Here is a 24,901-nt window from a genome sequence, read left to right as displayed (position 1 = left end):
TCAGGGCTGTGATTACGGCGGGGGCGTTTCGTCATGGTCTCTCCTGTTCCCGGCTTCTATGCCGTGTTCAGGCAGAAATTCCACTTATAACCCCTGTCCAAATTTCCCGATCCAGCTCTGACAATGATCGCGAAAATAAACATCATAGTTGAGCCAAGGGACGTGCCTGAGCCAACGTTTCGGCGTTAGCAAAAGCGGATTGCCTGTTTCTGGGTGGACCGGAAGTGTGGCTTCGATGGGCTCAAACCTTTTTGTGTCGAGACTATATACAGCAGGAACTCTCACCTTTTGCATAGCAATGCCCAATTCGGCACATTCCTGATATGTATAATCTATCAAGAAGCTTTTTATAAAACTGCATGCGATATCACTCACCCGGTCCTTACCAATTCCATCTACAAAAAGCTGAATCTCTTCAAAATGGCGAAACCCATGTTCTCGATATTGTGGAATTCTTTGAAACAAGGACAATACGTCGCGTGCACGGTCACGGCCGATGCGCTTCCCCGTTCTTTGAGGTGAATTCCCTAGCCCGATCTCGTCGCATTCGGACGCGACAACTAATTGGTCCACTGCTTCGTCAATGAAACCATCTTTGGCTAAAATTCCAAGATGATTAAAACCGGCGATAAGCGTTTGGTGCAGCGCTTTGTCTTGAAACGAAGGCGATTTCCAAAGCAAAAATGGGTCAACATAAAGAGGTATATCCTCATTCAAAAACGGTATAGCAAAATCCAATTCATATTGAGGAGTGTACACTCCGTAAAATTCCGTAAATCTTGGCCTGATTAGCAAGATACAATTCTCAAATTATCTTCTGCGGAGCGTTAGACGAATCACCGGGTCGACGAACGCGCCAATGTTGGGCGGAATCGCTGCCGAATCAATATTCCGCTTGGGCACGTGCCGTTATGCACCGAATCCTTGTAATGTCTGGCGCTGGATCAGCTTGCCATGACACCGGTGGTACAGTCAGACCTGCGCAGCGCAGAACGGAGGGCGGCGGACCTGACGGCATGGATTCCGGATTTCACGGCTCTCTCACGCCCATCGGGAGTCTCTCAATGTCGACCGATAGCCCGCACAAGGCCGTATTGGCCCAGCAAGTAAGCAGCCGCGGAACACACACGCATTCCGCGCGTTGCTTGTTTTCCGAACACTGGTAAAAAGTCCGAATGTCGAATCTCAGCCGCCGCAGGCTTCTCGCCATGGCCGCCACAGGCGCCGCTTCAGCCGCGCTCTCCGCCTGCACCAGCACGCGTGAACGCGCACCGACCGCCTACGCACAGCCGCTCGCGCCTTTCCAGGGTCCGCAGCTCAGTCTCGATTCCAGCTTCGGCGACCCTCGCCTGATGTATGCCGCCATGGTCGACGAAGGCCATGAAATCCCGGCTGTCCCGATCGAGCAGATCGACCCGAGATATTACCGGCAGATCGTGCCGAACCCGACCGGCGAGATGCCGGGAACGGTCGTCGTCGACACCGGCAACCATTTTCTCTACGTCGTCGGCAATTTCGAGCAGGCGATCCGCTACGGCGTCGGCCTCGGCCGCGAGGGTTTCGAGTGGGCCGGCCGCGGCGTGATCGAATGGAAACAGAAATGGCCGCGCTGGTTCCCGCCGAACGAAATGATCGACCGCCAGCCCGAACTCGAGAAATACCGGGCGCGGCAGATCCCCGGCACGAATAATTGGGAGGGCGGCATGCCGGCGGGCGTCAACAACCCGCTCGGCGCCCGCGCTCTCTACATCTTCCAGGACGGCAAGGACACGCTCTTTCGCCTGCACGGCTCGCCGGAATGGGCCTCGATCGGCAAATCCGTGTCCTCGGGCTGCGTGCGGCTCATGCACCAGGACGTCATCGATCTCTACGACCGCGTGCCCGAAGGCACGCCGATCGTCGTCACGGGCGGATTGCCGCCGGTCGAGGTCGCGCAAGCGCAATTCTGACCGGATTGCGCTTGCCGGCACAGCCCGCAAAAAATTTTATCCACACCCCCCGCCGCTCCCTCATAATCCGCATCGTCCTTCCTGCCGGGAACGCTCCGGAGTCGTTCGACAGCGGGGAAGGATCGGCGCTTCCGTTCCATGGCCGACGAAGCCATGGGGCCGGAGAGGCTCCGTCCAAGGGTTCCCCTCGGGACACTACGGTCCCGGCGTGCTGGAGGAGCACACAGGCGGGGCCGGCGAAGGCGATGGCGAAAGCCATCGCCGAGAGGGCGTTAGGCCGAAAGGCCGATGCGCTGTCACAGCCGGCCCAGCGCAGCGGAACGGGCGGGGACAGAAATCGCCGGCGGGGCGCGGAAGTCGCGCCACGTATTTAGTTTCGGAAGGCTCGGCCAAGCGCCCCGCTTCCCGGTCCTGAGCCTGTCGAAGGGCTCTCGCAATAGCCAGGGCCGAAAGGCAGCGTGGCGATGATGAAACGCGCCAACGCCCTTCCCATTTGCGCCACCTGCCCCCGCCGCCTAGAATGCCGGCCGGCGCGGGGCTGAAAATCTAACCAGGGAGCGAAAACATGCCATCGAATTTCGTCTGGTACGAGTTGATGACCACCGACCTCGACGCCGCAGGAGCGTTCTACAAGACCGTGGTCGGCTGGAATTCCGAAGCCTGGGACAACCCTCAGATGCGCTACACGATCATGAAGGCCGGCGATAAGGCGGTCGCCGGACTGATGATCGTTCCCGACGAGGCGGCGAAAATGGGCGCACGGCCGGCCTGGACCGGCTACATCCATGGCGACAACGTCGACGCCGCAACCCAAAGTGTCAAAAAGGCCGGCGGCACGGTCTATCGCGAGCCGGCCGACATTCCCGAAGTCGGCCGCTTTTCCGTCGTCGCCGACCCGCAGGGCGCGATGTTCACGCTGTTCACGCCGAAGGGCGAGGGTCAGCCGCCCGCGCCGCCGATGACGCCCGGCCATGTCGGCTGGCACGAGCTCTACGCGGCCGACTGGAAAAGCGCCTTCGACTTCTACTCCAGCCAGTTCGGCTGGACCAAGACCGACGCCATGGACATGGGCGAGATGGGAACCTACCAGCTCTTCGCCGCCGGCGGCGACGCGATCGGCGGCATGTTCAACAAGCCGGCCGACGTGCCCTCCCCGTTCTGGCTGTTCTATTTCAACGTCGGAGACATCGACGCCGCGGCCCAGCGCGTCACCGGCAATGGCGGCAAGGTGCTGATGGGTCCGATGGAGGTGCCCGGCGGCGGCTGGGTCCTGCAGGCAGCCGATCCGCAAGGCGCGATGTTCGCGCTGGTCGGCAACAAGGGCTAAAATATTGGGCAGACGTCGGGGGACAGTTTACTTTCTTGCCCGGGAAGGGCATCGACGGCTCCGCGTTCGCGCAAGGGGCAAAAAGTAAACTGTCCCCAACGGAGGCTCGATGTTCACCAAAATCCTGATCGCCAATCGCGGCGAGATCGCAGTCCGCGTCATCCGCACCGCGCGCAAAATGGGTGTGAAGACCGTCGCCGTCTATTCGGACGCCGACGCGAAATCCCTGCATGTCGCCATGGCCGACGAGGCGGTGCATATCGGCCCCTCGCCGGTCGGCGAAAGCTATCTCGTCGGCGACAGGATCATCGCCGCGGCATTGGAAACCGGCGCGGAGGCGATCCATCCGGGCTACGGATTTCTGTCCGAAAACCCCGATTTCGTCGACAGGGTGACGGCCGCGGGGCTGGTCTTCATCGGCCCCTCGGCCGCCTCCATCCGCGCCATGGGCCTGAAGGACGCGGCGAAGCTCCTGATGGAAAAGGCCGGCGTGCCGGTGGTGCCCGGCTATCACGGCGACGGCCAGGCGCTGGTGCTGCTCGCCACCAAGGCGCGCGAGATCGGCTATCCCGTGCTGATCAAGGCGCGAGCCGGCGGCGGCGGCAAGGGCATGCGGCGGGTCGAAAGCCCCGACGATTTCGCCGAGGCGCTGTCCGGCGCCAAGCGAGAGGCCAAGGCGTCGTTCGGCGACGAGCACGTGCTGGTGGAGAAATATGTCGAGAAGCCGCGCCACATCGAATGCCAAGTGTTCGGCGATAATTTCGGCAATGCGGTGCATCTGTTCGAGCGCGACTGCTCGGCGCAGCGACGCCACCAGAAGGTGATCGAGGAAGCCCCCGCCCCCGGTATGCCGGCCGAGATGCGCGCGGCGATGACCGACGCGGCGGTGAAGGCCGCGAAAGCGATAAAATATTCGGGCGCGGGCACGATCGAGTTCATCGTCGACGCCTCCGGGGGGCTGCGGCCCGACCGCTTCTGGTTCATGGAGATGAACACCCGCCTGCAGGTCGAGCATCCGGTAACCGAGATGGTGACCGGCGTCGACCTTGTCGAATGGCAGCTGCGCGTCGCGGCGGGCGAGAAGCTGCCGATGACGCAGAAGGAGATCAAGCTCGACGGCCACGCATTCGAGGCGCGCATCTATGCCGAGGATCCGACGCGAGGATTTCTGCCGGCGATAGGCACGCTGCACCATCTGCAATTCGCCGACGTGGCGGCGGGCGCGAAGCTCCGCGTCGAGACCGGCGTGCGGGCCGGCGACGCCGTCTCGCCCTTCTACGATCCGATGATCGCCAAGCTGGTCGTTCACGGCCCCGACCGCGAGACTGCGCTGACGGTGCTCGCCGATGTGCTGGAGCGAACCGAGATCGCCGGATCGGTCACCAATACAAGCTTTCTGGCGGCGCTTGCCCGCGATCCGGATTTTTCCGCCGGCGACGTCGACACCGGGCTCATCGCCCGCAAGCAGGAGGCGCTGACCGCGGTCGCGCCGGCAAGTCCGGAGACGGTCGCGCAGGCCGTACTCGCCGCCTCGGGCATGGGAGGTGCCGGCGCGTCAGGCGATCCCTGGGATGCGTTGGCCGGCTACGCGCATTTCCACGCCGGCGCGCGGCGAACGGCCCTGCGCCGCGGCGAGGAGGAGATCGTCGCGCGTGTGTCGGTGCGGCCGGATGGCCGGTTCGACGTGGCGCTGGATGGCTCGGAAGGCGCTGTGACCATCTCTCCGTTGAGAGGACAAAATACCCGCATCGCGCGCTGGCCCGGCCACGTCACGATCTTCGAGGGCGCGGCGTCCTACACATTCGCGATACAGGACCCGTTCGCAAAAGCGGCCGACGCCGAAGCGGGCATCGCCTCGATGCGCGCGCCGATGCCCGGGCTGGTCAAAGTGGTGAAGGCAATCAGCGGCGAAACGGTCAGGAAGGGCCAGCCGCTGCTCATCCTCGAAGCCATGAAGATGGAGCACACGGTCGCGGCCCCGCATGACGGCGTCATCGCCGAGATCGCGGCGGAAGGCGCGCAGGTCACCGACGGAACGGTGCTGGTGCGCTTCGAGGAGGCCGTTTAGAGCCTCCCCGCAGCCGTTTTGCCTCAGGAATCAAGCGCCGGCTGCTTCGTCGTGCGCAGATAGGGCAGCACGCGCTCGAAAGTACCAAAACGCTTCGTCGCGTCCTCGTCGGAAACGGCGGCAGTGATAATGACGTCCTCGCCCTGCTTCCACTGCGCCGGCGTCGCCACTGCGTGCTTCGCCGTCAATTGGATCGAATCCAGCGCCCGCAGGATCTCGTCGAAGTTGCGCCCCGTCGTCATCGGATAGGTCAGCATCAGCTTGATCTTCTTGTCGGGGCCGATCAGGAACACCGAGCGCACCGTCGCATTGTCGGCCGGCGTCCTGCCTTCGGACGTGTCGCCGGCGCCCGCCGGCAGCATGTCGTAGAGCTTGGCGATGGACAGCGACGGATCGCCGATCATCGGGTAGTCGACCTTGTTGCCCGACAGCTTCTCGATGTCGGCCTTCCACTTATTGTGATTTTCCACCGGATCGACCGAAATGCCGATCATCTTGGTGTTCCTGCGCGCGAACTCGTCCTTCAGCCCCGCCATGTAGCCGAGTTCGGTCGTGCAGACGGGGGTAAAGTCCTTCGGATGCGAGAAAAGGACGGCGTAGCCGTCGCCGATCCACTCATGGAAGTTGATGGGGCCGGCCGTCGTGTCGGCGCTGAAATCGGGGGCGGTATCGTTGATGCGAAGGCCCATTTTCATATCCTCCCGGTTAAACTCGAAGGCTCGCGCCGGAATAGCGGCGAGGAGCCGAAACCGGAATATTGCGCCAAGGCTGGGCAAAAGGAAACACCGCGCCGGTTGTTCCCACCGGTCGCGGCGTTTTCCTGTCGAGCACGATCCCGGAAGCGTCCCCACGCCCCGAACCCGCTGCCCTTCCCCGTCCTGAGTTCCGCGCGGCTGGCCCGCCTCCAAGCTGCCGCGTTCTTGAGATTGAGGCCGATCCGTCTGCGCGGCTTCAGCCCGAACTGTCGGATGCTCAGTGCATCGTCATCCATTCGCGGGCTTCGCGCAGCGCCCGGGCGATCTCCTGCTTCGACATGGTCACCGAAAGCTCCGAGCGCAGTTCCGCGGCCCGGTCCGAGCCCTTGATCGCCGCGATGTTGAACCACTTATGCGCGGTGACGATGTCGACCTCGCAATCGCGGCCGGTCGCGTACATCATGCCGAGCTCGAAAAGAATGTCGGCCTGGGCGGTTGCGCCCATGGCGCCGAAACCTGCTTCAAACATTTCAAAACGTGCCATTTGACCAAGTCCCTGTCCTGTTCCTGAGAGCTGCCTTCTTGCCGTCCCGGCCTGCTCTTCCGATGCTTTGGAGAATGCCGACGAGCCTTGAATCCGTCGTTAAATGGCGTGCTTAATTTGCCGCAAACAAAGTTCAAACAAGAGGTAAACTTCGGAATTCATTAGGGATATGGACGCTTGAAATGCCTGGCATTTGGCTGAAATTTGCCGAAAATTTCGCCCTCCCGATGAAAGATTTCGTTCACCACGAAAACCGGTCGCATGTTTCGCATCCGCTCTCTGGAGGCGGAAATGCCGTGTGAAAATACCGGCGGTCCTTCCCCTGCGGCACCGCTTTTGTTTTTCCCGCGATTGGACTAGCTTTACGTTTGCGTAAGGTACGGGGCGCGGAGGAGAAGCGCCCGACGACCATCCGAGGGAGGACACGAGATGTTTCGCAGACTGAGCATGGCCCTGGCCACCACGCTGCTTTTGGCAGGTGCGGCCTATGCAGATCCGATCGAAGGCAACTGGAAGACGCAGAGCGGTGAGACTGCAGCCATCGGCGATTGCGGCGGCGGCTTCTGTATCACGCTGAAGACCGGTAAGCATGCCGGCAAGCAGATCGGCAAGATGAATGCGAGCGGCGACAACAAATACAAGGGCACGATCACCGACCCCGCCGATGACAAGACCTATTCCGGCTCGGCCAGCCTTTCGGGATCGAGCCTCAATATGACCGGTTGCGCGCTCAAGATCTTCTGCAAGACGCAGAAGTGGACCAAGCTGTAGCGGTCGCTGCCACCGAAACTAAAGTAAAGAGAGATCAGCGAACAGCCCCTCGAACGAGAGTTCGCGGGGCTTTTGCCTCGAGCCTGCGGCACTTGGTTTCTGCGGGACGGATATAGTCTCGCAGGGCGGTGCGTTCATCCGCCGCACACCTGCCGGACTTTCGCCCCCCACATACTGGAACTATGGCCTGGTCTCGAAGGTCGAGATCGTAAGGCCGCTTGGGGCCTTTTGGGTTGATGATGATCCCCGGGCATCCGGCAAGCCGGCAGCCGGCCAAACGCTTCTCAATAATGTTGAACGTCAGATGAACGCGGGCATCAGAGCCGGTTCAGCCGCGACAGAGCAATCTGCGCTCCATTGAAGGAGACGCCCACATGCTCGCCCGCCGGTTCACGATAGTCTGCCTGCTCATGACCCTGTTCGGCATGCTGTTTTCGATCCTCGTGGCCCAGTCGAGCCGCCCCGCCCGTTCGTGGAACATCGGCATGGCTGTGCCTTGCGTCTTCGAAGATGGTTTTCGCTGCGCTCCGCCCAAACGCAAATAACTGAACTGCATCTCTGGAATTTATGACAATGAACCGCTTCGCCGCCCAGACATTCAAGACGCTTCGGCTCCTGCCGCGGGCGGCGCTCATCACGCTGCTGCTTGCAGCGCCGGTTCTGGCCGTGCCGATGGCGCGCGGCGAAATCGGCACCACGATCGACGCGCCGAAGATGAAGAAGAAGGGCGCCGGCTTCGTCCTGCTGGTCAGCCTGCAGCGCGGCTGAAGAAATAGCAGGCTGCGACGAGCTTTCGCGGTCCATACCCCTCCCGCGCCGCAATCCAAGTCTCTATAATGGGTCATGGAAAAGAGAATATATCCCGAACCGATTCAGACAATCGCATCGCCCGAGCCGTTCGCCAGGCAGAGCTTCACCGATCCGCGCGAAGCGGTCGCGGCGCTCGACGCGCTCTACCGGCGCAACACCGCCTTCCTGCGCGATTCATTCGTGGCGCTCGGCAATGGTGGCGATACCAACTGCAAGTACCGCGCCTACTATCCGGAAGTCGGCGTCACCACGTCGTCCTACTCCCAGGTCGATTCGCGCCAGGCCTACGGCCATATGCCGTCGCCCGGCCACTACACGACCACCATCACCAGGCCGGACCTGTTCGAGCCCTACCTTGTCGAACAGCTCGGCCTTATCATGCGCAATCATGGCGTACCGGTGCTGGTGTCGGAATCGGAGACTCCGATTCCGGTCCATTTCGCCTTCCTCGAGGGCACACATGTCGACGGCTCGATCGCCGATCGCATCAAACGGCCGATCCGCGATTTGTTCGACGTGCCCGATCTTGACGGCACCGACGATCTGATCGCCAACGGCACGTTCGAGGCCGTTCCTGGCGAGCCGCGGCCGCTAGCGCCATTTACCGCGCAGCGTATCGACTATTCGCTGCACCGGCTGACGCACTACACCGCGACCAGCCCCCAACACTTCCAGAACTTCGTGCTGTTCACCAACTACCAGTTCTACATCGACGAATTCTGCGTCTATGCGCGCGAGCTGATGGCCAAGGGCGGCGGAGGCTATTCGGAGTTCGTCGAGCCGGGCAATGTCGTGACACTCGCCGGCGAAACCCATCCGACCGGGGGCGCCACGCCGTCCCGCATGCCGCAAATGCCGACCTATCACCTGAAAAAGCCCGGGCATGGCGGCATCACGATGATCAATATCGGCGTCGGCCCATCCAACGCCAAGACCATCACCGACCATGTCGCCGTGCTCAGGCCTCACGCCTGGCTGATGCTCGGCCATTGCGCGGGCCTGCGCAACACGCAGGCGCTCGGCGACTATGTGCTGGCGCATGCCTATATGCGCGAGGACCACGTGCTGGACGCCGACCTGCCGGTCTGGGTGCCGATACCGCCGCTCGCCGAAATCCAGGTGGCGCTGCAGGAGGCGGTCGCGGAAGTGACCGGCCTGTCGGGCTACGATCTGAAGCGCATCATGCGCACGGGAACCGTCGCAACGATCGACAACCGCAACTGGGAACTGCGCGAGCAGCGCGGGCCGGTGCAGCGGTTGTCGCAGTCGCGCGCGATCGCGCTCGACATGGAATCGGCGACGATCGCGGCCAACGGCTTCCGCTTCCGCGTGCCTTACGGAACGCTGCTCTGCGTTTCCGACAAGCCGCTGCATGGCGAACTGAAGCTGCCGGGCATGGCGTCGGAGTTCTACAAGCGCCAGGTCGCCCAGCACCTCACAATCGGCATCCGCGCCGTCGAGAAGCTGGCCGAGATGCCGATGGACCGGTTGCATTCGCGCAAACTTCGCAGCTTTTCGGAAACCGCTTTCCAGTAATTTTCAGGCTGCGGCCATCATGAATGGGCCGTATTTCTGCCGATATGAGCCGCGGATGAACCGGAAGAACTTGCGAACCATGATATCCTTGATGGCCTTGGCCACGGCAGCGGCGCTCTCGCTGCCGCTGATCGCCGGCTTTTTCGGGAAGGCGCACCCGGCCTTCGATTCCTTCTCGCATTTCCGCATCCATCTGGCGGCTATGATGGCAGGCTGCGCAGTCGTGCTGCTCGCATGCTCGCTGGTGAAGGAAGGGGCGGTGGCGCTTGCTTTCGCGGCGGCGGCTGTCGCCACCACGTCCGCATCGATGTCCCTGCCCTGGCTCGGACAGGTGCACGCAGCCCTGCCGGCAAAGGACCAGCGGGCGGTCTATCGCCTGCTGCACATGAATGTGCGCTTCGACAATCCCGAGCCGGGAAAAATCCTGTCGTTGATCGGCCGCGTCCAGCCCGACGTCATTACGCTGAACGAAGTGTCGATGATGTGGGCGGAAAAGCTCGATCTGCTCTCCGCCGCCTATCCTCATCGCATCGTCTGTTCGTTCCCCGGCCGGTATTGGCAGGTCGCGATACTTTCGCGTCGGCCCTTCGTGGCAAACACCGAGCCAGAATGCGACGAGCGCGGCGCCTTCGCTGTCGCGGCAGTCGATTTCGGCGGGCGGCAGGTTGAGGTCGCCACGCTGCACCTCGGCTGGCCTTGGCCTTACGAGCAGTCCTGGCAGATCGACAATGTCGCGCCGCACCTCGCCAGGCTCGGCGCGACGGCATTGCTTGCCGGCGACATGAACGCGACGCCATGGAGCGCCGCCGTGTCGCGCGTCGCGCAGGCCGGCGGACTGACGCTGGCGCCTTCGCCGGGCGCGACATGGCTGTCTCGCCGCCTGCCCGACGGCTTCCGCTCCTTCGGGCTGCCGATCGACCAGGTTTTCTCCAAGGGCGACGTGCAGGTCGATTCCGTGCGCACGCTGGAGGATTCGGGTTCGGACCACCGGCCGGTCCTCGTCGAATTCTCGATCAGGCCGGCCGAGCGAACCCCGCCGGAACCCGTGACCGTTTTTCTCGATCGGGAGACGCCTGAGAAAGGCTGAACGGCCCGCTACTCGCGCGTCAACATGAAGAGCAGGCGGTCGACATTGCCGCCTTCACCATGCTCCACGTCGTCGAACTGGGCCTGCCTGGCTTCATATTTTGCGTAGACGGCGTCGATAATGCGATCGAACTGCCGTTGCGACCGGATGCAGAGATCGTCCTTCCTCGCCAGCCTTGAAACGGAATTATGGGCGGCAAGGACCATCTGGCGTGCGAGTTGCCCATGCATCTCCTCGTGCTTGCGCACGCCGGCCAAAAACGCCTTCCAGCGCCGCTCGAGTTTCCGCGGCGCCGGCCGGGTAAGCTCCGGATAGCGATAGACGATGGAAAGGGTCGCATCCGCGGATTTCAGGCGGCACTTGCTGCCCGATCTAAGCCAGTCGACATCCCAGCCGACTTTGTAGCGCGTCTGCGCCATGGCGCGGGCGAGCAGGCCGTGTCGCGGCCCGTTGCGGTCCATTGAATCGAGCAGCGCCTCGCCGGTGTTGCCTGCGATGGAATAGGTTTCCGTTCTGATCGTGGTCTTGACGCCGCAGAGAGCCGGGCTCGCGGCCAGACAGGCCATCAATGCAATGCAGATCCCCCGCATGCCCCTGCTCCTACAAGAGGCAAATCACACCACAATGCCGGGGCTTTTTCAATCGTTCGGCGCGGGCACTCCCAGGCGGCCCGCAATCGAGGGTAGATCACATATTCGGATAGACCGGCCCCTCGCCGCCCTGCGGCGGCACCCAGTTGATGTTCTGGTTGGGATCCTTGATGTCGCAGGTCTTGCAGTGCACGCAGTTCTGCGCGTTGATGACGAAGCGCGCATCCGCATGCCCGGGATCGCTTGCGATCGAATTGCCGTCCGCATCGACCCATTCGTAAACGGCGGCCGGGCAATAGCGCGACGACGGCCCGGCGAAAACCTGATATTCCGAGCGCTTCTGCAACTCCATGTCCTTGACCTGGAGGTGGACCGGCTGGTTCTCCTCGTGGTTGGTGTTGGACAGGAACACCGAGGAAAGCCTGTCGAAGGTGAGCACGCCGTCAGGCTTGGGATAGTCGATCCGCTTGTGCTTTTCGGCGGGTTCCAGCGTCGCGTGATCCGGCTTGCGGTGCTTCATCGTGCCGAACAGCGAAAAGCCGAACAGCGTGTTCGTCCACATGTCGAAGCCGCCGAGCGCTACGCCCGCGACCGTGCCGAAACGGGACCACAGCGGCTTGACGTTGCGGACCTTCTTCAAATCCTTGCCGATATCGGTGTCGCGCCACGCGTTTTCATAAGCCTCCAGCTCGTCATTCGCTCGCCCCGCGGCGATCGCGGCTGCAGCGTGTTCGGCAGCCAGCATGCCCGACAGCACAGCATTGTGCGAACCCTTGATGCGCGGGACATTCACCATGCCGGCCGAGCAGCCGATCAGCGCGCCGCCGGGGAAGGATAATTTCGGCACCGACTGCCAGCCGCCTTCGGTGATCGCCCGCGCGCCGTAGGAGATGCGCTTGCCGCCCTCGAACGTCCCGCGGATGGCCGGGTGGGTCTTGAAGCGCTGGAACTCCTCGAAAGGATTCAGATAGGGGTTCTTGTAGTTCAGGTGCACGACGAAGCCGACCGCGACCTGGTTGTCCTCGAGGTGGTAGAGGAACGATCCGCCGCCGGTCTTCAGGTCAAGCGGCCAGCCGAAAGTGTGCTGTACGAGGCCGGGCTTGTGGTTCTCCGGCTTGACCTGCCAGAGCTCCTTCAGGCCGATGCCGTATTTTCCGGGTTCCCGGCCATCGTCGAGCCGGTATTTGGCGATGAGCTGCTTGGCTAGCGAGCCGCGCGCACCCTCGCCGATCAGCACATATTTGCCGAGCAGCGCCATGCCTGGCGCGAAGGCCGGGCCGTGCGTGCCGTCGCGCTCGACGCCCATATCGCCGGTGACGACGCCGGTGACCGCGCCCGCATCATTGTAGATCAGGTCGGCGGCGGCGAAGCCCGGATAAATTTCGACGCCCAGCGCCTCCGCGTGGCCGGCCAGCCAGCGGCAGACATTGCCGAGCGAGACGATGTAGTTGCCGTGATTGTTCATCAGCGGCGGCATGGCGAAATTGGGCAGGCGGACGGAAGCAGATTTGCCAAGCGCCAGGAACTGGTCGTCGGTGACCGGCGTCTTGAACGGGTGGCCCTCCTCGTCGCGCCAGCCTGGCAGCAGGCGGTCTATGCCGATCGGATCGACCACCGCGCCCGAAAGGATGTGCGCGCCGACTTCGGCGCCCTTTTCCAGCACCACGACCGAAAGCTCGGGATTGACCTGCTTCAGGCGGATCGCGGCGGCGAGGCCGGCCGGCCCTGCGCCGACGATGACCACGTCGAATTCCATGCTCTCGCGTTCGATCTCGCTCATCAATTCCTCCGCACTGGCTGCTTCCCCAACCGCGCGCCCTTTTTCAGGCTTCCCGCCGCGACCCAGGCATCTTGCTGGCAATGGCGCTCAATAGCCTATCCGGAAGCGACACGAAACGGGCGCACTTGTCACAGTTTCGGCCGCATGCCTGCGCCACGCCGAAAGCCATATCTAACGTTCACGTAAGCGTCAAATTGGCGACGCGGCATTGGCCAATTCAACCGAATAAGATGTGTTCGCCGGCTGAATTTTCCGTCATACTTGCTGCATGTGGCGCGCAAGGATTTTCCGATGCATTCTGCAATGCCTGCGTCCCGGACGCGGCAGCATATCGCACTTGCTTGGAAGCATCGCCCTTTTTTTCCTGCTCGCCTCGGGCCAAGCCAAGGCTCAAATCGTGGGAGATGACGGACTCTGGCTCGCCGGCGCCTATTCGTTCTCCGACGAACTCGGTGGTTTCCATATAACCGGCGTCAGAGGCATGGGAACGAAAGCGGATCCGATCGTCGTCTCCCAGGAACTGATTTCGGCGACGCCGGTAACGCTGGTCATCCGGACGACGCGCCCGATCCGGCCGTTCGAATCTCCCGATTTTTACGCCAACGGCATCCTGTATATGCGGGTCGAGTTTCTGAACAATAGCGGGCAGGCTTGGGTGGAGTTCGAGTTCGAGCTGCAGGAACTGCTCGGGCAAGCCAGCGTCTTCGGCGACGGCCTGTCCTTCGACCAGAGGACCACGGACAAGTCCAACATCTCCTCCGACAGCTTCGCCGAGTTCAACCGCGATTTCGAACCCTACGACAAACTGCTTTTCCGCAACGGCAAGATCGATCCGCAGAGGACCGGCGCATTCGGCTTTCTGATTACCGACTTCACGCCCAAGCGGCAATTTTATCTGGTGCAGGATCCGCGCATCCCGACCGCGTGACTTGCAATCGCACCGCCCGCGGAGGAATGTGCCGCCATGAACTCGGCCGCCCGAAACCAGCCCCCGGACCTTCGCGACCTGCTCGCCTTCTATGCCGAAGCGGGCGCATACGATCCGCTGGTCGAGGAGCCTGGGAACAGGTTCGAGGAGAATAAGCGGCCCACTGTGGAAGCTGCCCCTCACCCTTACCCTCTCCCCGTGAAAAACGGGGAGAGGGAGTCGCCGACGTTGATGCCCCCCTCTCCCCGTTTTTCACGGGGAGAGGGTAAGGGTGAGGGGCAAGCGCCGACGTCTCCCAAAGCCGCCGTGCCTGACGGCGCGCAGGCAGCGCTGGCGCGCGAACTTGCCGCGAATTCGGCGACGCTCGACGAGTTGAGCGAGCACATGGCCCGGTTCGAGGGCTGCAATCTGAAATTCACCGCCAAGAACACCGTCTTTGCCGACGGCAATCCGGACGCGGCGGTCATGCTGGTCGGCGAGGCGCCGGGGCGCGACGAGGATGTCGAGGGACTTCCGTTCGTCGGCCGGTCCGGCCAATTGCTCGACCGGATGCTTGCGGCGATCGGCCTCGACCGCACTTCCGTCTATATCGCCAACGTCATTCCATGGCGGCCGCCCGGCAACCGCACGCCGACCCCGCATGAAACCGAAATCTGCCGCCCGTTCATCGAGCGGCAAATCGAACTCGCCGGCCCCAAGCTGCTGATCACACTGGGCGGGCCGTCGGCGAAACTCCTGCTCAATACTGTCGACGGCATTTTGCGCCTGCGCGGCAACTGGCGCTCGCATGTAACCGCTTCGGGTGTTTCGATCCCGACCATGCCGACTCTGCATCCGGCCTATCTCCTGAGAAATCCCGCCCACAAGAAGCTTGCGTGGCGGGACTTCCTCGAGGTGAAGGCGAAGCTGAGGCAACTCGGCTAAGGCGTTGTCAGGCCGTGGCATTTGCCGCGCGGCGCATGCCGACGAACTGAAGCTCCGCCAGCAGCGCCACCGCCAGCGCCTGCGCCGCCACGAAGGCGATGCCGAGCATATTCGGCGTGACGAGGCCGCTGAACAGCAGGCCGAAGCTTGCCGCCACCCAGAGCGCATTTATGCCGATGATGTCGATCAGGATCAGCCGTGGCACGGATTGCCGGCGCAGAATGCTGATAAGCAGCACCACAAACGGGACCAGCACGATACCGGCCCAGAACAGCAGTGCCGACGGCAGGCCGAGCAAAGGCGACAGATAGGGCGCGCCGACGATCATCAGGATGGCGGCTGCGCCACTGACGGCTGCGTCGGCTGCGAGAATGTTGCGAAGGAAGGGGGTCATGGTGACGGTCATGGCAGAACTCCTGTTGTCTTCGTGTCCCGGCCGTTCGCTCGGCCATGGGCGGAGATCGCCTCGTTCGCCGCGGCTTGGCGATTATGCGAGAGGTAATAGGAATGCCTCGCGCATCGGGCTAGTCTCGGCGAATGAACACAGCAGCCTCCGCCCCTTCCTCCACCTCGCCCGTCGGCGCCATGCTGCGCGAATGGCGCACACGCCGCCGTATGAGCCAGCTCGACCTTGCGTCGGAAGCCGAGATTTCGCAGCGGCATCTGAGCTTCGTTGAAAGCGGACGCGCAGCGCCCTCGCGCGAAATGGTGCTGCACCTCGCCGAGCAGCTCGCCGTCCCGCTTCGTCAGCGCAACCAGCTGCTGCTGGCGGCAGGCTATGCGCCGAGTTTCAACGAGCGGCCGCTCAAAGACCCGTCGCTCGCGCCGGCGATGAGGGCGGTCAATCTGGTGCTCAAGGGCCACGAGCCTTATCCGGCCATCGCGGTCGACCGCCATTGGAACCTGATTGCCGGCAATGCTTCGATCGGGCCGTTCCTGGAAGACATAGCGGAACAGTCGCTGCTTGCCCCGCCCGTCAACGTGCTGCGGCTCAGCCTGCATCCGGGCGGGCTTGCGCCGCGCATCCTCAACCTCAACGAATGGCGGGCGCATCTGATCGAGCGGCTGAAGCGCCAGAACGACGTGGTGGCTGACCCGGCTCTGGCCGACCTCGAAAAGGAGTTGCTGTCCTATCCCGGCGCGCCGCGGACCGGCCGCCCGCCGCAGCCGGACCCGATGGCGATCGCGCACCCGCTGCGCATCAGGCAGGGTGGCGCGATCCTGTCCTTCATCAGCACCATCACCGTGTTCGGTACGCCGCTCGACGTGACGCTTTCGGAACTGGCGATCGAATCGTTCTTCCCGGCGGACGAGGAGACCGGCGCGGCGTTGCGAAGCCTTGCCGAAAAGTAGGCCGATCGCTCCTCACCCCTGCGGCGGGGTGACCTTGCGCGCCGCGCCGCGTTTCAGGCCAAGCCGGTGCTCGCGCCAGATGATGAAGAGACCCGCAGCCACCACGATGGCGCCGCCGACCAGCATATGGATGGTCGGGATATCGCCGAATGCGAAATAGCCGACCGCAATGCCGAGGATCATCGAGGTGTATTCGAACGGCGCAACTGTCGACACATCCGCGTGCCTGTAGGCCTCTGTCATCAGCAATTGCGCGATGCCGCCGCTAATCCCGGCCGAAACCAGCAATGCCGTCTGGATCACGGAAAGCGCCGCCCAGCCGAACGGCAAGGTCAAAAGCGAAATGACGCTCGCCGTCAGCGAAAACCACAGCACGATCGTGCCGGTCTTTTCCGTATGGACGAGGCTGCGCACCAAAAGCATGGCGCCCGCCGAAACGGCGGCCCCTGCGAGTGCGGCGATAACGCCGAGCATCTGCTGGTGCTCCATCGCCGGGCCGGCGCGGAACAGCGTAAGCTGCGGCCAGGAGACGATGCAGACGCCGATCAGGCCAATGGCCACCGCGCTCCAGCGATAGGCGCGCACGATCTCGCCGAGAAAGATCGCGCCCATGACGACCACCAGCAGCGGCTGGGCATAGTTCAGCGTGATCGCCTCGGGCAAAGGCAGGCGCGTCAGCGCAAAGAAGCTTAGCCCCATGGCTGTGACGCCGACGACGCCGCGCGCGACATGGCTCATAGGCCGCGTGGTGTGAAACGCCGTCCACAAATCGCCGCGCCAGGCGAGGAACACCAGGATCGGCAGCATCGCGAAGAACGAGCGGAAGAAGACGATCTGGCCGGCGGGAAGCTGTCCCGCGGCCTTGATCAGCGACGACATCGCCACGAAGATCGCCACGGAGGCGACCTTGAAGGCAATGCCGGTAAGCGGGCTGCTGCTGCGCCGTGAGGAACCCGGCGTCACTTCTCCGCCGCGCCTTGTATGGCCGACCATATCCGGTGCGGTGTCGCCGGCATGTCGATATGGCCGATGCCGTAGGCGCGGTGGAGCGCGTCCGTCACCGCATTGATGGCGGCCGGGGCCGCGCCGATGGTCCCGGCCTCGCCTGCGCCCTTGATTCCCATTGCGTTGGTTGTGGAAGGCACATTGCGCGTCTCGAAATGGAAGAACGGAAAATTGTCGGCGCGCGGCATCGCATAGTCCATGAAGCTCGCGGTCAGGAGCTGCCCGTCCTCGGAATAGACCGTGTCTTCGCTCAACGCCTGTCCCAGGCCCTGGACGACGCCGCCATGCACCTGCCCGGCCAGCAGGATCGGGTTAACCGTCGCGCCGAAATCATCGACGATGGTGTAGCCGACGATTTCCGTCTGCCCGGTGTCGGGGTCGATCTCGACCTCGCAGATATGCGTGCCGTTCGGATAGGTCGCCTCGTCCTGCACGAACTCGCCGAACCCGGTCAGGTCCTCGGGCTGCTTGGCAGCCTTGGCCACGTCCGCAAAGCTGATCGCGCTGTCGGTTCCGACGATTCGAGCCGAACCATCAACCAGTTCAATGTCGGCCGCAGACGCCTCGAGTTCGTCGGCGGCGATCCTGCGGATCTTCTCCGCCAGATCCTCGCCGGCGCGCGCTGCCGAAACGCCGCCCAGCGGTATCGAGCGCGAGCCGCCGGTGCCGCCGCCGGTCGCGAGCCGGTCGGTGTCGCCTTGGTGGATATTCACCTTCGAGATGTCGATGTTGAGCTTTTCGGCGACGAACTGCGCGTAGGCGGTGGCATGGCCCTGCCCGTTGGTCTGGGTGCCGATCAGCAGAGTCACCGTACCGTCGCCGTTCAGTTCGAGATGCGCCGGCTCCGAACCGGCGAATGCGCAAGCCTCGATATAAGTCGCCATGCCGATGCCGCGGATCTTTCCGACGGCCTTCGACGCCGCGAGCCGCTTGTCGAAACTTTCCCAGCCGGCCCGCTCCATCGCCAGCCGCATGTGTCCTTCGAATTCGCCGACGTCGTAGAGCCGGCCGGTCTGCGTGCGGTAGGGAAACTGCTCGGGCCGGATGAAATTGCGGCGGCGGATTTCGTCGGGGCCGATACCGAGGTCGCGCGCGCAGGCATCGACCAGCTTTTCCAGCAGGAATGCAGCCTCCGGCCGGCCCGCCCCGCGATAGGCGTCGACGGGGCAGGTGTTGGTGTAGACGCCGGCGATCGACACATCCAGCGCCTGGATGTCGTAGACGCCGGTCGACATGGTCGCGCCGACATAGGGGATGAACGGGCCGTATTGGGAGACATAGGCACCGATATTGGCGACGAGATCGACACGCAGCGCCAGGAAGCGGCCATCGCCATCCATCGCCATTTCGGCGGTCACGACATTGTCGCGCCCCTGTGCGTCGGTCAGGAAATGCTCGGTCCTGTCGCCCGCCCATTTGACCGTGCGGCCGAGCCGCCGGGCCGCTTCCAGCACCAGCGGATATTCGCGGTAGACGAAGGTCTTGGGGCCGAAGCCGCCGCCGACGTCGGGGGTGATGACGCGCAGTTTTTCCGGCGCGATCTTCAGCACCTGCTCGGCGATGATGCCCTGCATCGAATGCACGCCCTGAGACCCGGTGGTCAGCACGAAGCGGTCTTCGTCCGCTTTCCATTCTCCGATCGCCGAGCGCGCCTCCATGTAGTTGCAGACGAGCCGGTTGTTGACGAATTCGATGTGGGTGACGCTTGCCGCCCGGGCAAAGGCGGCTTCGGCCTTGGCGCGGTCGCCGAAATGATAGGTGAAGGCGCGGTTCGTACCGAGTTCCGGCCACACCAGCGGCGTTTCGGCTTCGAGTGCCGCCGCCGTACCGCTTGCCGCCTCGTCACTCTCAAAGTCGATCTCGATGAGTTCGGCCGCGTCTTGCGCCAGCGCCCGGCTGTCGGCCACCACGAAGGCGACCGCGTCGCCGACATAGTTCACCCGGTCCCGGCATAGGATCGGGATGTCGCGCGTCGGAGCGAAGCTACGGTCCGGCTGCCTCTGCATGGCGCCCGAACGCAGGGCCCCGAGATGGGCGATATCCTCACCCGTCAGCACCAGATGCACGCCCGGCGCCGCCTTTGCCTGCTCGACCGAGGAGATAGTGAAGCTTCCCTTGGCGACCGGCGAGCGAAGCACATAGCCGTGCAGCAGGCCCGCAGGCGCGATATCGTCGGTGTATCGGCCCTGGCCGGTGATGAAGGCCTGGTCCTCCAGACGCAGGACGGAAGCGCCCATCCCGAATTTCGGCGTGACGACGGTCATGAAAGCCCCACAAGGATTGTTGGAAAATGCCAGCCTGAAATAAGCTCGCCCGCAGTTTTGTCGAGGGGGCGTTTCGTGTAAAGAGCACCACCTCGATTTTATTGAACCAGCACGCTGGCCCTTGAACTGCCGGAATTCGACAGGAAAGTACCGTAATGCGCACAGACACCGGCCAGATTTTCCGGCTCGAGGACTACCGCCCCAGCGATTACCTGATCCCGCAGACGAAGCTGACATTCAGGCTTTCGCCGGACCAGACCATCGTCATCGCCGAACTGACGATCGAACGCCGCGTGGGTGTGGATCGAGGCGCGGCGCTGGTGCTTGATGGCGATGGCCTCATGCTCCGGGGCATCGCCATCGATGGCCGGCAGTTGGCCGCTGCCCACTATGGGGCGACGCCGGACAGGCTGATCATCTCGAACCCGCCGTCTGAGCCGCGGTTCAAGCTCACGCTCGAAACCGAGCTCGCGCCGTCGAAGAACCAGGCGCTGATGGGGCTCTACCGCTCCAACCGGGTCTATTGCACGCAGTGCGAGGCGGAAGGTTTCCGCCGCATCACCTATTTCCTCGACCGTCCCGACATCCTCTCCGTCTATACGGTGCGCATCGAGGCCGGCCGCGAGGAAGCGCCGCTGCTCCTTTCCAACGGCAACCTCGCCGAAAGCGGTGAACTCGCCGACGGCCACCACTACGCCGTCTGGCACGACCCGTTCCCGAAGCCGTCCTATCTGTTCGCGCTGGTGGCCGGAAATCTGGGTGTCGTCCGCGACAGCTTCATCACCGCATCGGGACGCGACGTGGAGCTCGGCATCTATGTCGAGCACGGCAAGGAGCGGCTTGCCGCCTACGCCATGGACGCGCTCAAGCGGTCGATGCGGTGGGACGAGGAAGTGTTCGGGCTGGAATACGATCTCGACGTCTTCAACATCGTCGCGGTGTCGGATTTCAATATGGGGGCCATGGAAAACAAGGGCCTCAACGTCTTCAACGATAAATACGTGCTGGCTGACGAAGAGACTGCTACCGACGCCGATTTCGCCAATATCGAGGCGATCATCGCGCATGAGTATTTCCACAATTGGACAGGCAACAGAATCACTTGCCGCGACTGGTTCCAGCTTTGCCTGAAGGAAGGGCTGACCGTTTACCGAGACCATGAATTCTCGGCCGACCAGCGTTCGCGCGCCGTCAAGCGCATATCCGAGGTGCGGACGCTCAGGGCGCACCAGTTTCCCGAGGACCAAGGGCCGCTCGCCCATCCCGTCCGCCCGCGCCGCTACCGCGAGATCAACAATTTCTACACGGCGACGGTTTACGAGAAGGGCTCCGAGGTCGTTCGCATGATCCGCACCATTCTTGGCCCAAAACTTTTTCGCAAGGGCATGGACCTCTATTTCGAGCGCCATGACGGCGAGGCAGCGACGATCGAGGATTTCCTGAAAGTGTTCGAGGACATATCGGACCGCGACCTGTCGCAGTTCGCGCTCTGGTATCACCAGGCCGGCACACCCAATCTCACCGTCACCACTTCTCACAATCCGGCATCCGCCGAATTCACCGTGGAGATCGAGCAGTCGGTGCCGCCTACTCCCTCCGAAAGCCGCAAGCGCCTGATGCACATCCCGCTGGCCTTCGGCCTCGTCGGGCCGGACGGCAAGGACATGGCCTATGGCAGCGCGGAGGGCGCGAGCGTCGAGAACGGCGTCATTCACATCCGCAAGCGTCGCCATGTCGTCCGCTTCTCCGGCGTCTCGGAACGGCCGGCAGTATCGCTGAACCGCGGCTTCTCCGCCCCGATCACGCTCTCGGTCGAGCAACGCCCGGAAGACCAGTTCTTCCTGGCGCGGCACGACAGCGACGCGTTCTCGCGCTGGCAGGCATTCAATACGCTGCTCAGCGAAGCGCTGATCGCCGCGTTCCGCAGCCTGCTCGGCGGCAAGACGCCGGAGTTTTCGGGCGGCCTAGCCGAGCTCGCCGGAACGATCGCCGGCGACGAAGCCCTGGAGCATGCCTTCCGCGCGCTGGCGCTGACCCTGCCGGGCGAAGCAGACATTGCACGCGAGATCAGCGCCAATATCGATCCCGACGCGGTCTTTGCCGGGCGCGAAGCCCTGACAACGACGATCGCCAAAGCCAATCGCGAGCAGTTCTCGGCGCTTTACCGGCAGCTAGACGGCAAGAGTCCGTTCAGCCCGGACGCGGCGAGCGCGGGGCGGCGGGCGCTGCGCAATGCCCTCCTCGACTATCTCTCGGCGCTGGAAGGGGGCACGGCACTGGCCGCGGCCCATTTCGCCGGCGCAACCAACATGACCGACCGCGCGGCCGCGCTGACGGCGCTCGCGCATCGCCATCCCGGCTCGACGGAAGCCCGCGAGGCTCTCGCGGCGTTCGAGCGCAAATACCGCGCCGATCCGCTGGTCATGGACAAGTGGTTCCAGATCCAGGCGGCGACGCCGGGACATGGCGCGGTCGCCGCGGTCAGGGCGCTGATGAAGCATCCGGGCTTCTCGATGACCAATCCCAACCGCGTGCGCTCGTTGGTCGGCACGTTCGTCAGCGCCAACCAGACCGGCTTCCACCGCCCTGACGGCGCGGGATACCAGCTCTTCGTCGAGACCGTACTGGCTGTCGAGAAGCGCAACCCGCAGGTCGCCGCGCGCCTCGCGACGGCACTGAGGTCGTGGCGCTCACTAGAACCGGGTCGCCAGGCCAAGGCGCGCGAGGCGCTGCTGTCGATCTCCTCGACGCCGAACCTCTCGGCCGATCTGCGCGACATCGTCGAGCGCACGCTGGCTTGAATCAGGCCATATCGGCGCGTCCTGCAATTCTTTTACCTATCCCCACTGGACAAGCCGAATCACCTCTGATTCTTTAGGGCAGATTCGGATGTGCGGCGTTGCCGGATCGTCAATGAAAAAGTCTTGGGGAGCGTGTTGATGGCGAAGACGGACGCGTGGGGCGCGCCCGGCGGTACTGATTTTGTCCGGCGCAAGGGTAACACCCTCGCCGGCAATGCCCGCATCATCGCCGAACCAGCCTATAGGCGGCTTCTGGCCGCGGAGCCTCTGTTGCGTCGGTCCATTCCTGCCCTGATCGTCATCTTCCTGCTCGTCGTGGCCGCCGCGCGGTTTTTTTCACTGATGGCCTGGCAGGAAGAGATCGAGCGCAACGCCAAGGCCGTCCTCAGCCTCGCCGCGGGCGAACTCGTCAACTCGATGATGGTGACCGCAGCGGGCGGCGAACTCGACCAGGCGGCGAGCCGCGATCTGCTCGAACGCACCGTCCAGCATGGCGCGATGGGAAACAGGCACGTGCTGGCGCTGACCGACGGGGCATTCCGGATCACCGCCGTGACCCCGGAATCGACCGGGTGGGAAGGCAAGATGCTGGACGCCATCATGATCGGCGGGCAGCCGCTTTTCATGTTCGGCGAGCGCGCCGGGATCATGGAAGTGCGCATCGACGGCCGCGACTGGTACGCAGCCCTCGACCTCACCGCGGACCGCAAGGGCGCCGCTGCGGCGTTGATCCCACGTGATGCGGTGTTTGCCGAGTGGCGCAAGACGGTGTCGCTCAACGTCACGCTGTTCGTCCTGACCGCCAGCGTACTGATCATCATCCTCTACGCCTACTTCACGCAGGCAGCACGCGCTCAGGCCGCCGACCGCATCTATCTGGAAGCGCATCAGCGCATCGACCTGGCGCTTGTGCGCGGCCGCTGCGGTCTGTGGGACTGGGACATGGTGCGCGGCAAGATGTACTGGTCGCGCTCAATGTACGACATGCTCGGCTACAAGCCCTGCGACACCATGCTGTCCTTCGGCGAGGTCGACGACATCATCCACGAGGACGACGGCGACCTGTTCGAGCTCGCCAACCGCATCGTGGCCCGCGAAATCGACCATATCGACCAGGTGTTCCGCATGCGCCACGCCGACGGCCGCTGGGTGTGGGTACGGGCCCGGGCGCAGGTGATCGATCCGGAAGCGCCGGAAATCCAGTTGATCGGCATAGCCGTCGACGTGACCGAGCAGCGGCATCTGGCGCTCCGCTCGGAAGCCGCCGACATGCGGCTCAGAACCGCGATCGAAAACATCAATGAATCCTTCGTCCTGTGGGATGCGCAGCAGCGGCTTGTGATGTGCAACAGCAAGTATCAGCAGGACAATGGGCTTTCCGATCGCGACGTCGTGCCGGGGATCTCGCGCCAGGCTCTGGAAGAGCGGATGGTCGCCTTCGCCTCCGAGCGGCGGCTGGCCAACGCCAACGGCCCGAGCGGCGGCGCAACTTATGAGCGGCAACTGGCCGACGGGCGCTGGCTGCAGGTCAACGAATTGAAGACCCGCGATGGCGGCACGGTTTCGGTCGGCTCCGACATCACGCTCATCAAGCAGCACCAGGAAAAGCTGGTCGACAGCGAACGGCGGCTGATGGCCACCATCCACGATCTGAGCCTCGCCCGGCGGGCCGAGGAGGAGCGGGCGCGCGAGATGGTCGAGCTCAACCGCAAATACATGCGCGAAACAGAGCGCGCCGAGGCCGCCAACCGCGCCAAGTCCGAATTCCTGGCCAATATGTCTCATGAGTTGCGCACGCCGCTCAACGCCATCATCGGCTTCTCGGAGCTGATGGAATCGGGCTTGTTCGGGCCACTCGGCTCCGATCGCTACGAGGAATATGCCAGCGACATCGCCGGCAGCGGCAAATATCTGCTCGGCGTCATCAACGACATACTCGACATGTCGAAGATCGAGGCGGGGCAATTCTCGATGGAGCGCGAGGAGATCGACCTCTGCCCGCTGATCCGCGAGACCGTGCGCGTCGTATCGCTGCAGGCGGCGGAAAAGTCCATTACCGTCGAGACCCAGATCGCCGAATCGATGACGATCGTCGCCGACCGGCGTGCGATCAAGCAGATCGTCATCAACCTTCTGTCGAACGCGGTGAAGTTCACCGGCCAAGGCGGCCACATCTCGCTGCGGGCGCGCAACGTCTCGGGCGCGCTGATGCTGACGATAGAGGACACCGGCTGCGGCATTCCCAAGGACGCGCTGAGCAAGCTTGGCCGGCCGTTCGAACAGGTGGAGAACCAGTTCTCCAAGAGCCATCCCGGCTCCGGCCTCGGCCTTGCGATTTCCAAGTCGCTCGCCGAGTTGCACGGCGGCGCGCTGAAGATACGCTCAACCGAAGGCGTCGGCACCATCGTGTCGGTGCGCATTCCGGTTCGCAAACGCTCGGCGGCGGCCAAAGCCGCCGCCTAAGCGGAT

At 63.4% G+C, this 24,901-nt stretch carries 21 protein-coding genes; 13 read left to right on the top strand and 8 right to left on the bottom strand.

What is annotated here, in order from left to right; genetic code table 11:
• Window positions 1–84: 84 nt before the first annotated feature.
• The gene (locus G6N73_RS25095; RefSeq protein WP_206079068.1) at window positions 85–759 is read right to left on the bottom strand and encodes a hypothetical protein; all 675 of its coding nucleotides are present in this window, start codon (window positions 757–759) and stop codon (window positions 85–87) included.
• 416 nt (window positions 760–1,175) lie between these two features.
• On the opposite strand from G6N73_RS25095, the gene G6N73_RS25090 reads away from it, so the two are divergent.
• The 3 genes from G6N73_RS25090 (at window position 1,176) to G6N73_RS25080 (ending at window position 5,344) form a co-directional block, all read left to right on the top strand.
• On the top strand, window positions 1,176–1,949 hold the full coding sequence (locus tag G6N73_RS25090; RefSeq protein WP_165032621.1) for a L,D-transpeptidase: 774 nt from the start codon (window positions 1,176–1,178) through the stop codon (window positions 1,947–1,949).
• A gap of 565 nt (window positions 1,950–2,514) precedes the next feature.
• Window positions 2,515–3,276 (top strand): VOC family protein, encoded by a 762-nt coding sequence (locus G6N73_RS25085; RefSeq protein ID WP_165032619.1) that lies wholly within the window; start codon window positions 2,515–2,517, stop codon window positions 3,274–3,276.
• 109 nt (window positions 3,277–3,385) lie between these two features.
• Entirely contained in the window at window positions 3,386–5,344 is a 1,959-nt protein-coding gene (locus G6N73_RS25080) for an acetyl-CoA carboxylase biotin carboxylase subunit (protein ID WP_165032617.1), read from the top strand.
• Window positions 5,345–5,367: 23 nt separating this feature from the next.
• Here the strand turns inward: G6N73_RS25080 and G6N73_RS25075 are convergent, their stop codons facing one another.
• Window positions 5,368–6,033 carry a peroxiredoxin gene (locus tag G6N73_RS25075; protein ID WP_165032615.1) on the bottom strand — a complete coding sequence of 222 codons (666 nt, stop codon included), beginning with the start codon at window positions 6,031–6,033 and terminating at the stop codon, window positions 5,368–5,370.
• Window positions 6,034–6,316: 283 nt separating this feature from the next.
• Complete coding sequence (locus G6N73_RS25070) at window positions 6,317–6,583, bottom strand: sel1 repeat family protein (RefSeq protein WP_165032613.1); 267 nt, start codon at window positions 6,581–6,583, stop codon at window positions 6,317–6,319.
• A 429-nt stretch (window positions 6,584–7,012) separates the two neighbouring features.
• Between G6N73_RS25070 and G6N73_RS25065 the strand changes: the two genes are divergently transcribed.
• The 5 genes from G6N73_RS25065 (at window position 7,013) to G6N73_RS25045 (ending at window position 10,787) form a co-directional block, all read left to right on the top strand.
• On the top strand, window positions 7,013–7,354 hold the full coding sequence (locus G6N73_RS25065; RefSeq protein ID WP_165032611.1) for a DUF2147 domain-containing protein: 342 nt from the start codon (window positions 7,013–7,015) through the stop codon (window positions 7,352–7,354).
• Between the two features lie 374 nt (window positions 7,355–7,728).
• A complete protein-coding gene (locus tag G6N73_RS25060; RefSeq protein WP_165032609.1) occupies window positions 7,729–7,899 on the top strand; it encodes a hypothetical protein in 171 nt (56 codons plus the stop codon).
• A gap of 28 nt (window positions 7,900–7,927) precedes the next feature.
• Window positions 7,928–8,122 carry a hypothetical protein gene (locus G6N73_RS25055; protein ID WP_165032607.1) on the top strand — a complete coding sequence of 65 codons (195 nt, stop codon included), beginning with the start codon at window positions 7,928–7,930 and terminating at the stop codon, window positions 8,120–8,122.
• Window positions 8,123–8,197: 75 nt separating this feature from the next.
• A complete protein-coding gene (locus G6N73_RS25050) occupies window positions 8,198–9,700 on the top strand; it encodes an AMP nucleosidase (protein WP_165032605.1) in 1,503 nt (500 codons plus the stop codon).
• Window positions 9,701–9,791: 91 nt separating this feature from the next.
• A complete protein-coding gene (locus G6N73_RS25045; RefSeq protein ID WP_246252555.1) occupies window positions 9,792–10,787 on the top strand; it encodes an endonuclease/exonuclease/phosphatase family protein in 996 nt (331 codons plus the stop codon).
• Between the two features lie 8 nt (window positions 10,788–10,795).
• Here G6N73_RS25045 and G6N73_RS25040 read toward each other — a convergent pair whose 3' ends face one another.
• Together G6N73_RS25040 and G6N73_RS25035 are read right to left on the bottom strand one after the other, a co-directional pair.
• Window positions 10,796–11,377, bottom strand: coding sequence for a DUF922 domain-containing protein (locus tag G6N73_RS25040; protein ID WP_246252552.1), 582 nt, complete (start codon window positions 11,375–11,377; stop codon window positions 10,796–10,798).
• 97 nt (window positions 11,378–11,474) lie between these two features.
• Window positions 11,475–13,157, bottom strand: a complete 1,683-nt coding sequence (locus G6N73_RS25035) for an electron transfer flavoprotein-ubiquinone oxidoreductase (RefSeq protein WP_165032603.1) — start codon at window positions 13,155–13,157, stop codon at window positions 11,475–11,477.
• Window positions 13,158–13,494: 337 nt separating this feature from the next.
• On the opposite strand from G6N73_RS25035, the gene G6N73_RS25030 reads away from it, so the two are divergent.
• Window positions 13,495–14,085 carry a hypothetical protein gene (locus G6N73_RS25030; RefSeq protein ID WP_425484136.1) on the top strand — a complete coding sequence of 197 codons (591 nt, stop codon included), beginning with the start codon at window positions 13,495–13,497 and terminating at the stop codon, window positions 14,083–14,085.
• Between the two features lie 36 nt (window positions 14,086–14,121).
• Window positions 14,122–15,009: a uracil-DNA glycosylase gene (locus G6N73_RS25025; protein WP_165032601.1), complete on the top strand. Its 888-nt coding sequence runs from the start codon at window positions 14,122–14,124 to the stop codon at window positions 15,007–15,009.
• A gap of 7 nt (window positions 15,010–15,016) precedes the next feature.
• Here the strand turns inward: G6N73_RS25025 and G6N73_RS25020 are convergent, their stop codons facing one another.
• Window positions 15,017–15,415 (bottom strand): hypothetical protein, encoded by a 399-nt coding sequence (locus G6N73_RS25020; protein ID WP_165032599.1) that lies wholly within the window; start codon window positions 15,413–15,415, stop codon window positions 15,017–15,019.
• 131 nt (window positions 15,416–15,546) lie between these two features.
• On the opposite strand from G6N73_RS25020, the gene G6N73_RS25015 reads away from it, so the two are divergent.
• Window positions 15,547–16,362 (top strand): helix-turn-helix domain-containing protein, encoded by an 816-nt coding sequence (locus tag G6N73_RS25015; RefSeq protein WP_165032597.1) that lies wholly within the window; start codon window positions 15,547–15,549, stop codon window positions 16,360–16,362.
• 12 nt (window positions 16,363–16,374) lie between these two features.
• Here G6N73_RS25015 and G6N73_RS25010 read toward each other — a convergent pair whose 3' ends face one another.
• Window positions 16,375–17,355 (bottom strand): DMT family transporter, encoded by a 981-nt coding sequence (locus G6N73_RS25010; RefSeq protein ID WP_206079067.1) that lies wholly within the window; start codon window positions 17,353–17,355, stop codon window positions 16,375–16,377.
• Window positions 17,322–19,631 (bottom strand): xanthine dehydrogenase family protein molybdopterin-binding subunit, encoded by a 2,310-nt coding sequence (locus tag G6N73_RS25005; protein ID WP_165032593.1) that lies wholly within the window; start codon window positions 19,629–19,631, stop codon window positions 17,322–17,324. The genes G6N73_RS25010 and G6N73_RS25005 overlap by 34 nt, the downstream gene beginning before the upstream one ends.
• Before the next feature lie 155 nt (window positions 19,632–19,786).
• Here G6N73_RS25005 and pepN point away from each other — a divergent pair, with 155 nt between their 5' ends.
• Together pepN and G6N73_RS24995 are read left to right on the top strand one after the other, a co-directional pair.
• On the top strand, window positions 19,787–22,432 hold the full coding sequence (gene pepN / locus G6N73_RS25000; protein WP_165032591.1) for an aminopeptidase N: 2,646 nt from the start codon (window positions 19,787–19,789) through the stop codon (window positions 22,430–22,432).
• A 138-nt stretch (window positions 22,433–22,570) separates the two neighbouring features.
• A complete protein-coding gene (locus G6N73_RS24995; protein WP_165032589.1) occupies window positions 22,571–24,895 on the top strand; it encodes a PAS domain-containing sensor histidine kinase in 2,325 nt (774 codons plus the stop codon).
• Window positions 24,896–24,901 lie beyond the last annotated feature (6 nt).

The organism is Allomesorhizobium camelthorni (genome assembly GCF_011045125.1).
Lineage (GTDB): Bacteria > Pseudomonadota > Alphaproteobacteria > Rhizobiales > Rhizobiaceae > Allomesorhizobium > Allomesorhizobium camelthorni.
Note: the sequence above shows the minus strand (reverse complement) of the source record. Positions and strands in the feature narration are given on the sequence as shown.

What these genes read in the sequence shown, in the direction of transcription:
- G6N73_RS25080 (WP_165032617.1), top strand. Translation starts at nt 3,386, where the DNA reads ATGTTCACCAAAATCCTGATCGCCAATCGCGGCGAGATCGCAGTCCGC.
- G6N73_RS25060 (WP_165032609.1), top strand. Translation starts at nt 7,729, where the DNA reads ATGCTCGCCCGCCGGTTCACGATAGTCTGCCTGCTCATGACCCTGTTC.
- G6N73_RS25090 (WP_165032621.1), top strand. Translation starts at nt 1,176, where the DNA reads ATGTCGAATCTCAGCCGCCGCAGGCTTCTCGCCATGGCCGCCACAGGC.
- G6N73_RS25065 (WP_165032611.1), top strand. Translation starts at nt 7,013, where the DNA reads ATGTTTCGCAGACTGAGCATGGCCCTGGCCACCACGCTGCTTTTGGCA.
- G6N73_RS25070 (WP_165032613.1), bottom strand. Translation starts at nt 6,583, where the DNA reads ATGGCACGTTTTGAAATGTTTGAAGCAGGTTTCGGCGCCATGGGCGCA.
- G6N73_RS25045 (WP_246252555.1), top strand. Translation starts at nt 9,792, where the DNA reads ATGGCCTTGGCCACGGCAGCGGCGCTCTCGCTGCCGCTGATCGCCGGC.
- G6N73_RS25075 (WP_165032615.1), bottom strand. Translation starts at nt 6,033, where the DNA reads ATGGGCCTTCGCATCAACGATACCGCCCCCGATTTCAGCGCCGACACG.
- G6N73_RS25055 (WP_165032607.1), top strand. Translation starts at nt 7,928, where the DNA reads ATGAACCGCTTCGCCGCCCAGACATTCAAGACGCTTCGGCTCCTGCCG.
- G6N73_RS25085 (WP_165032619.1), top strand. Translation starts at nt 2,515, where the DNA reads ATGCCATCGAATTTCGTCTGGTACGAGTTGATGACCACCGACCTCGAC.
- G6N73_RS25010 (WP_206079067.1), bottom strand. Translation starts at nt 17,355, where the DNA reads ATGGTCGGCCATACAAGGCGCGGCGGAGAAGTGACGCCGGGTTCCTCA.
- G6N73_RS24995 (WP_165032589.1), top strand. Translation starts at nt 22,571, where the DNA reads ATGGCGAAGACGGACGCGTGGGGCGCGCCCGGCGGTACTGATTTTGTC.
- G6N73_RS25015 (WP_165032597.1), top strand. Translation starts at nt 15,547, where the DNA reads ATGAACACAGCAGCCTCCGCCCCTTCCTCCACCTCGCCCGTCGGCGCC.
- G6N73_RS25020 (WP_165032599.1), bottom strand. Translation starts at nt 15,415, where the DNA reads ATGACCGTCACCATGACCCCCTTCCTTCGCAACATTCTCGCAGCCGAC.
- G6N73_RS25040 (WP_246252552.1), bottom strand. Translation starts at nt 11,377, where the DNA reads ATGCGGGGGATCTGCATTGCATTGATGGCCTGTCTGGCCGCGAGCCCG.
- G6N73_RS25025 (WP_165032601.1), top strand. Translation starts at nt 14,122, where the DNA reads ATGAACTCGGCCGCCCGAAACCAGCCCCCGGACCTTCGCGACCTGCTC.
- G6N73_RS25050 (WP_165032605.1), top strand. Translation starts at nt 8,198, where the DNA reads ATGGAAAAGAGAATATATCCCGAACCGATTCAGACAATCGCATCGCCC.
- G6N73_RS25035 (WP_165032603.1), bottom strand. Translation starts at nt 13,157, where the DNA reads ATGAGCGAGATCGAACGCGAGAGCATGGAATTCGACGTGGTCATCGTC.
- pepN (WP_165032591.1), top strand. Translation starts at nt 19,787, where the DNA reads ATGCGCACAGACACCGGCCAGATTTTCCGGCTCGAGGACTACCGCCCC.
- G6N73_RS25005 (WP_165032593.1), bottom strand. Translation starts at nt 19,631, where the DNA reads ATGACCGTCGTCACGCCGAAATTCGGGATGGGCGCTTCCGTCCTGCGT.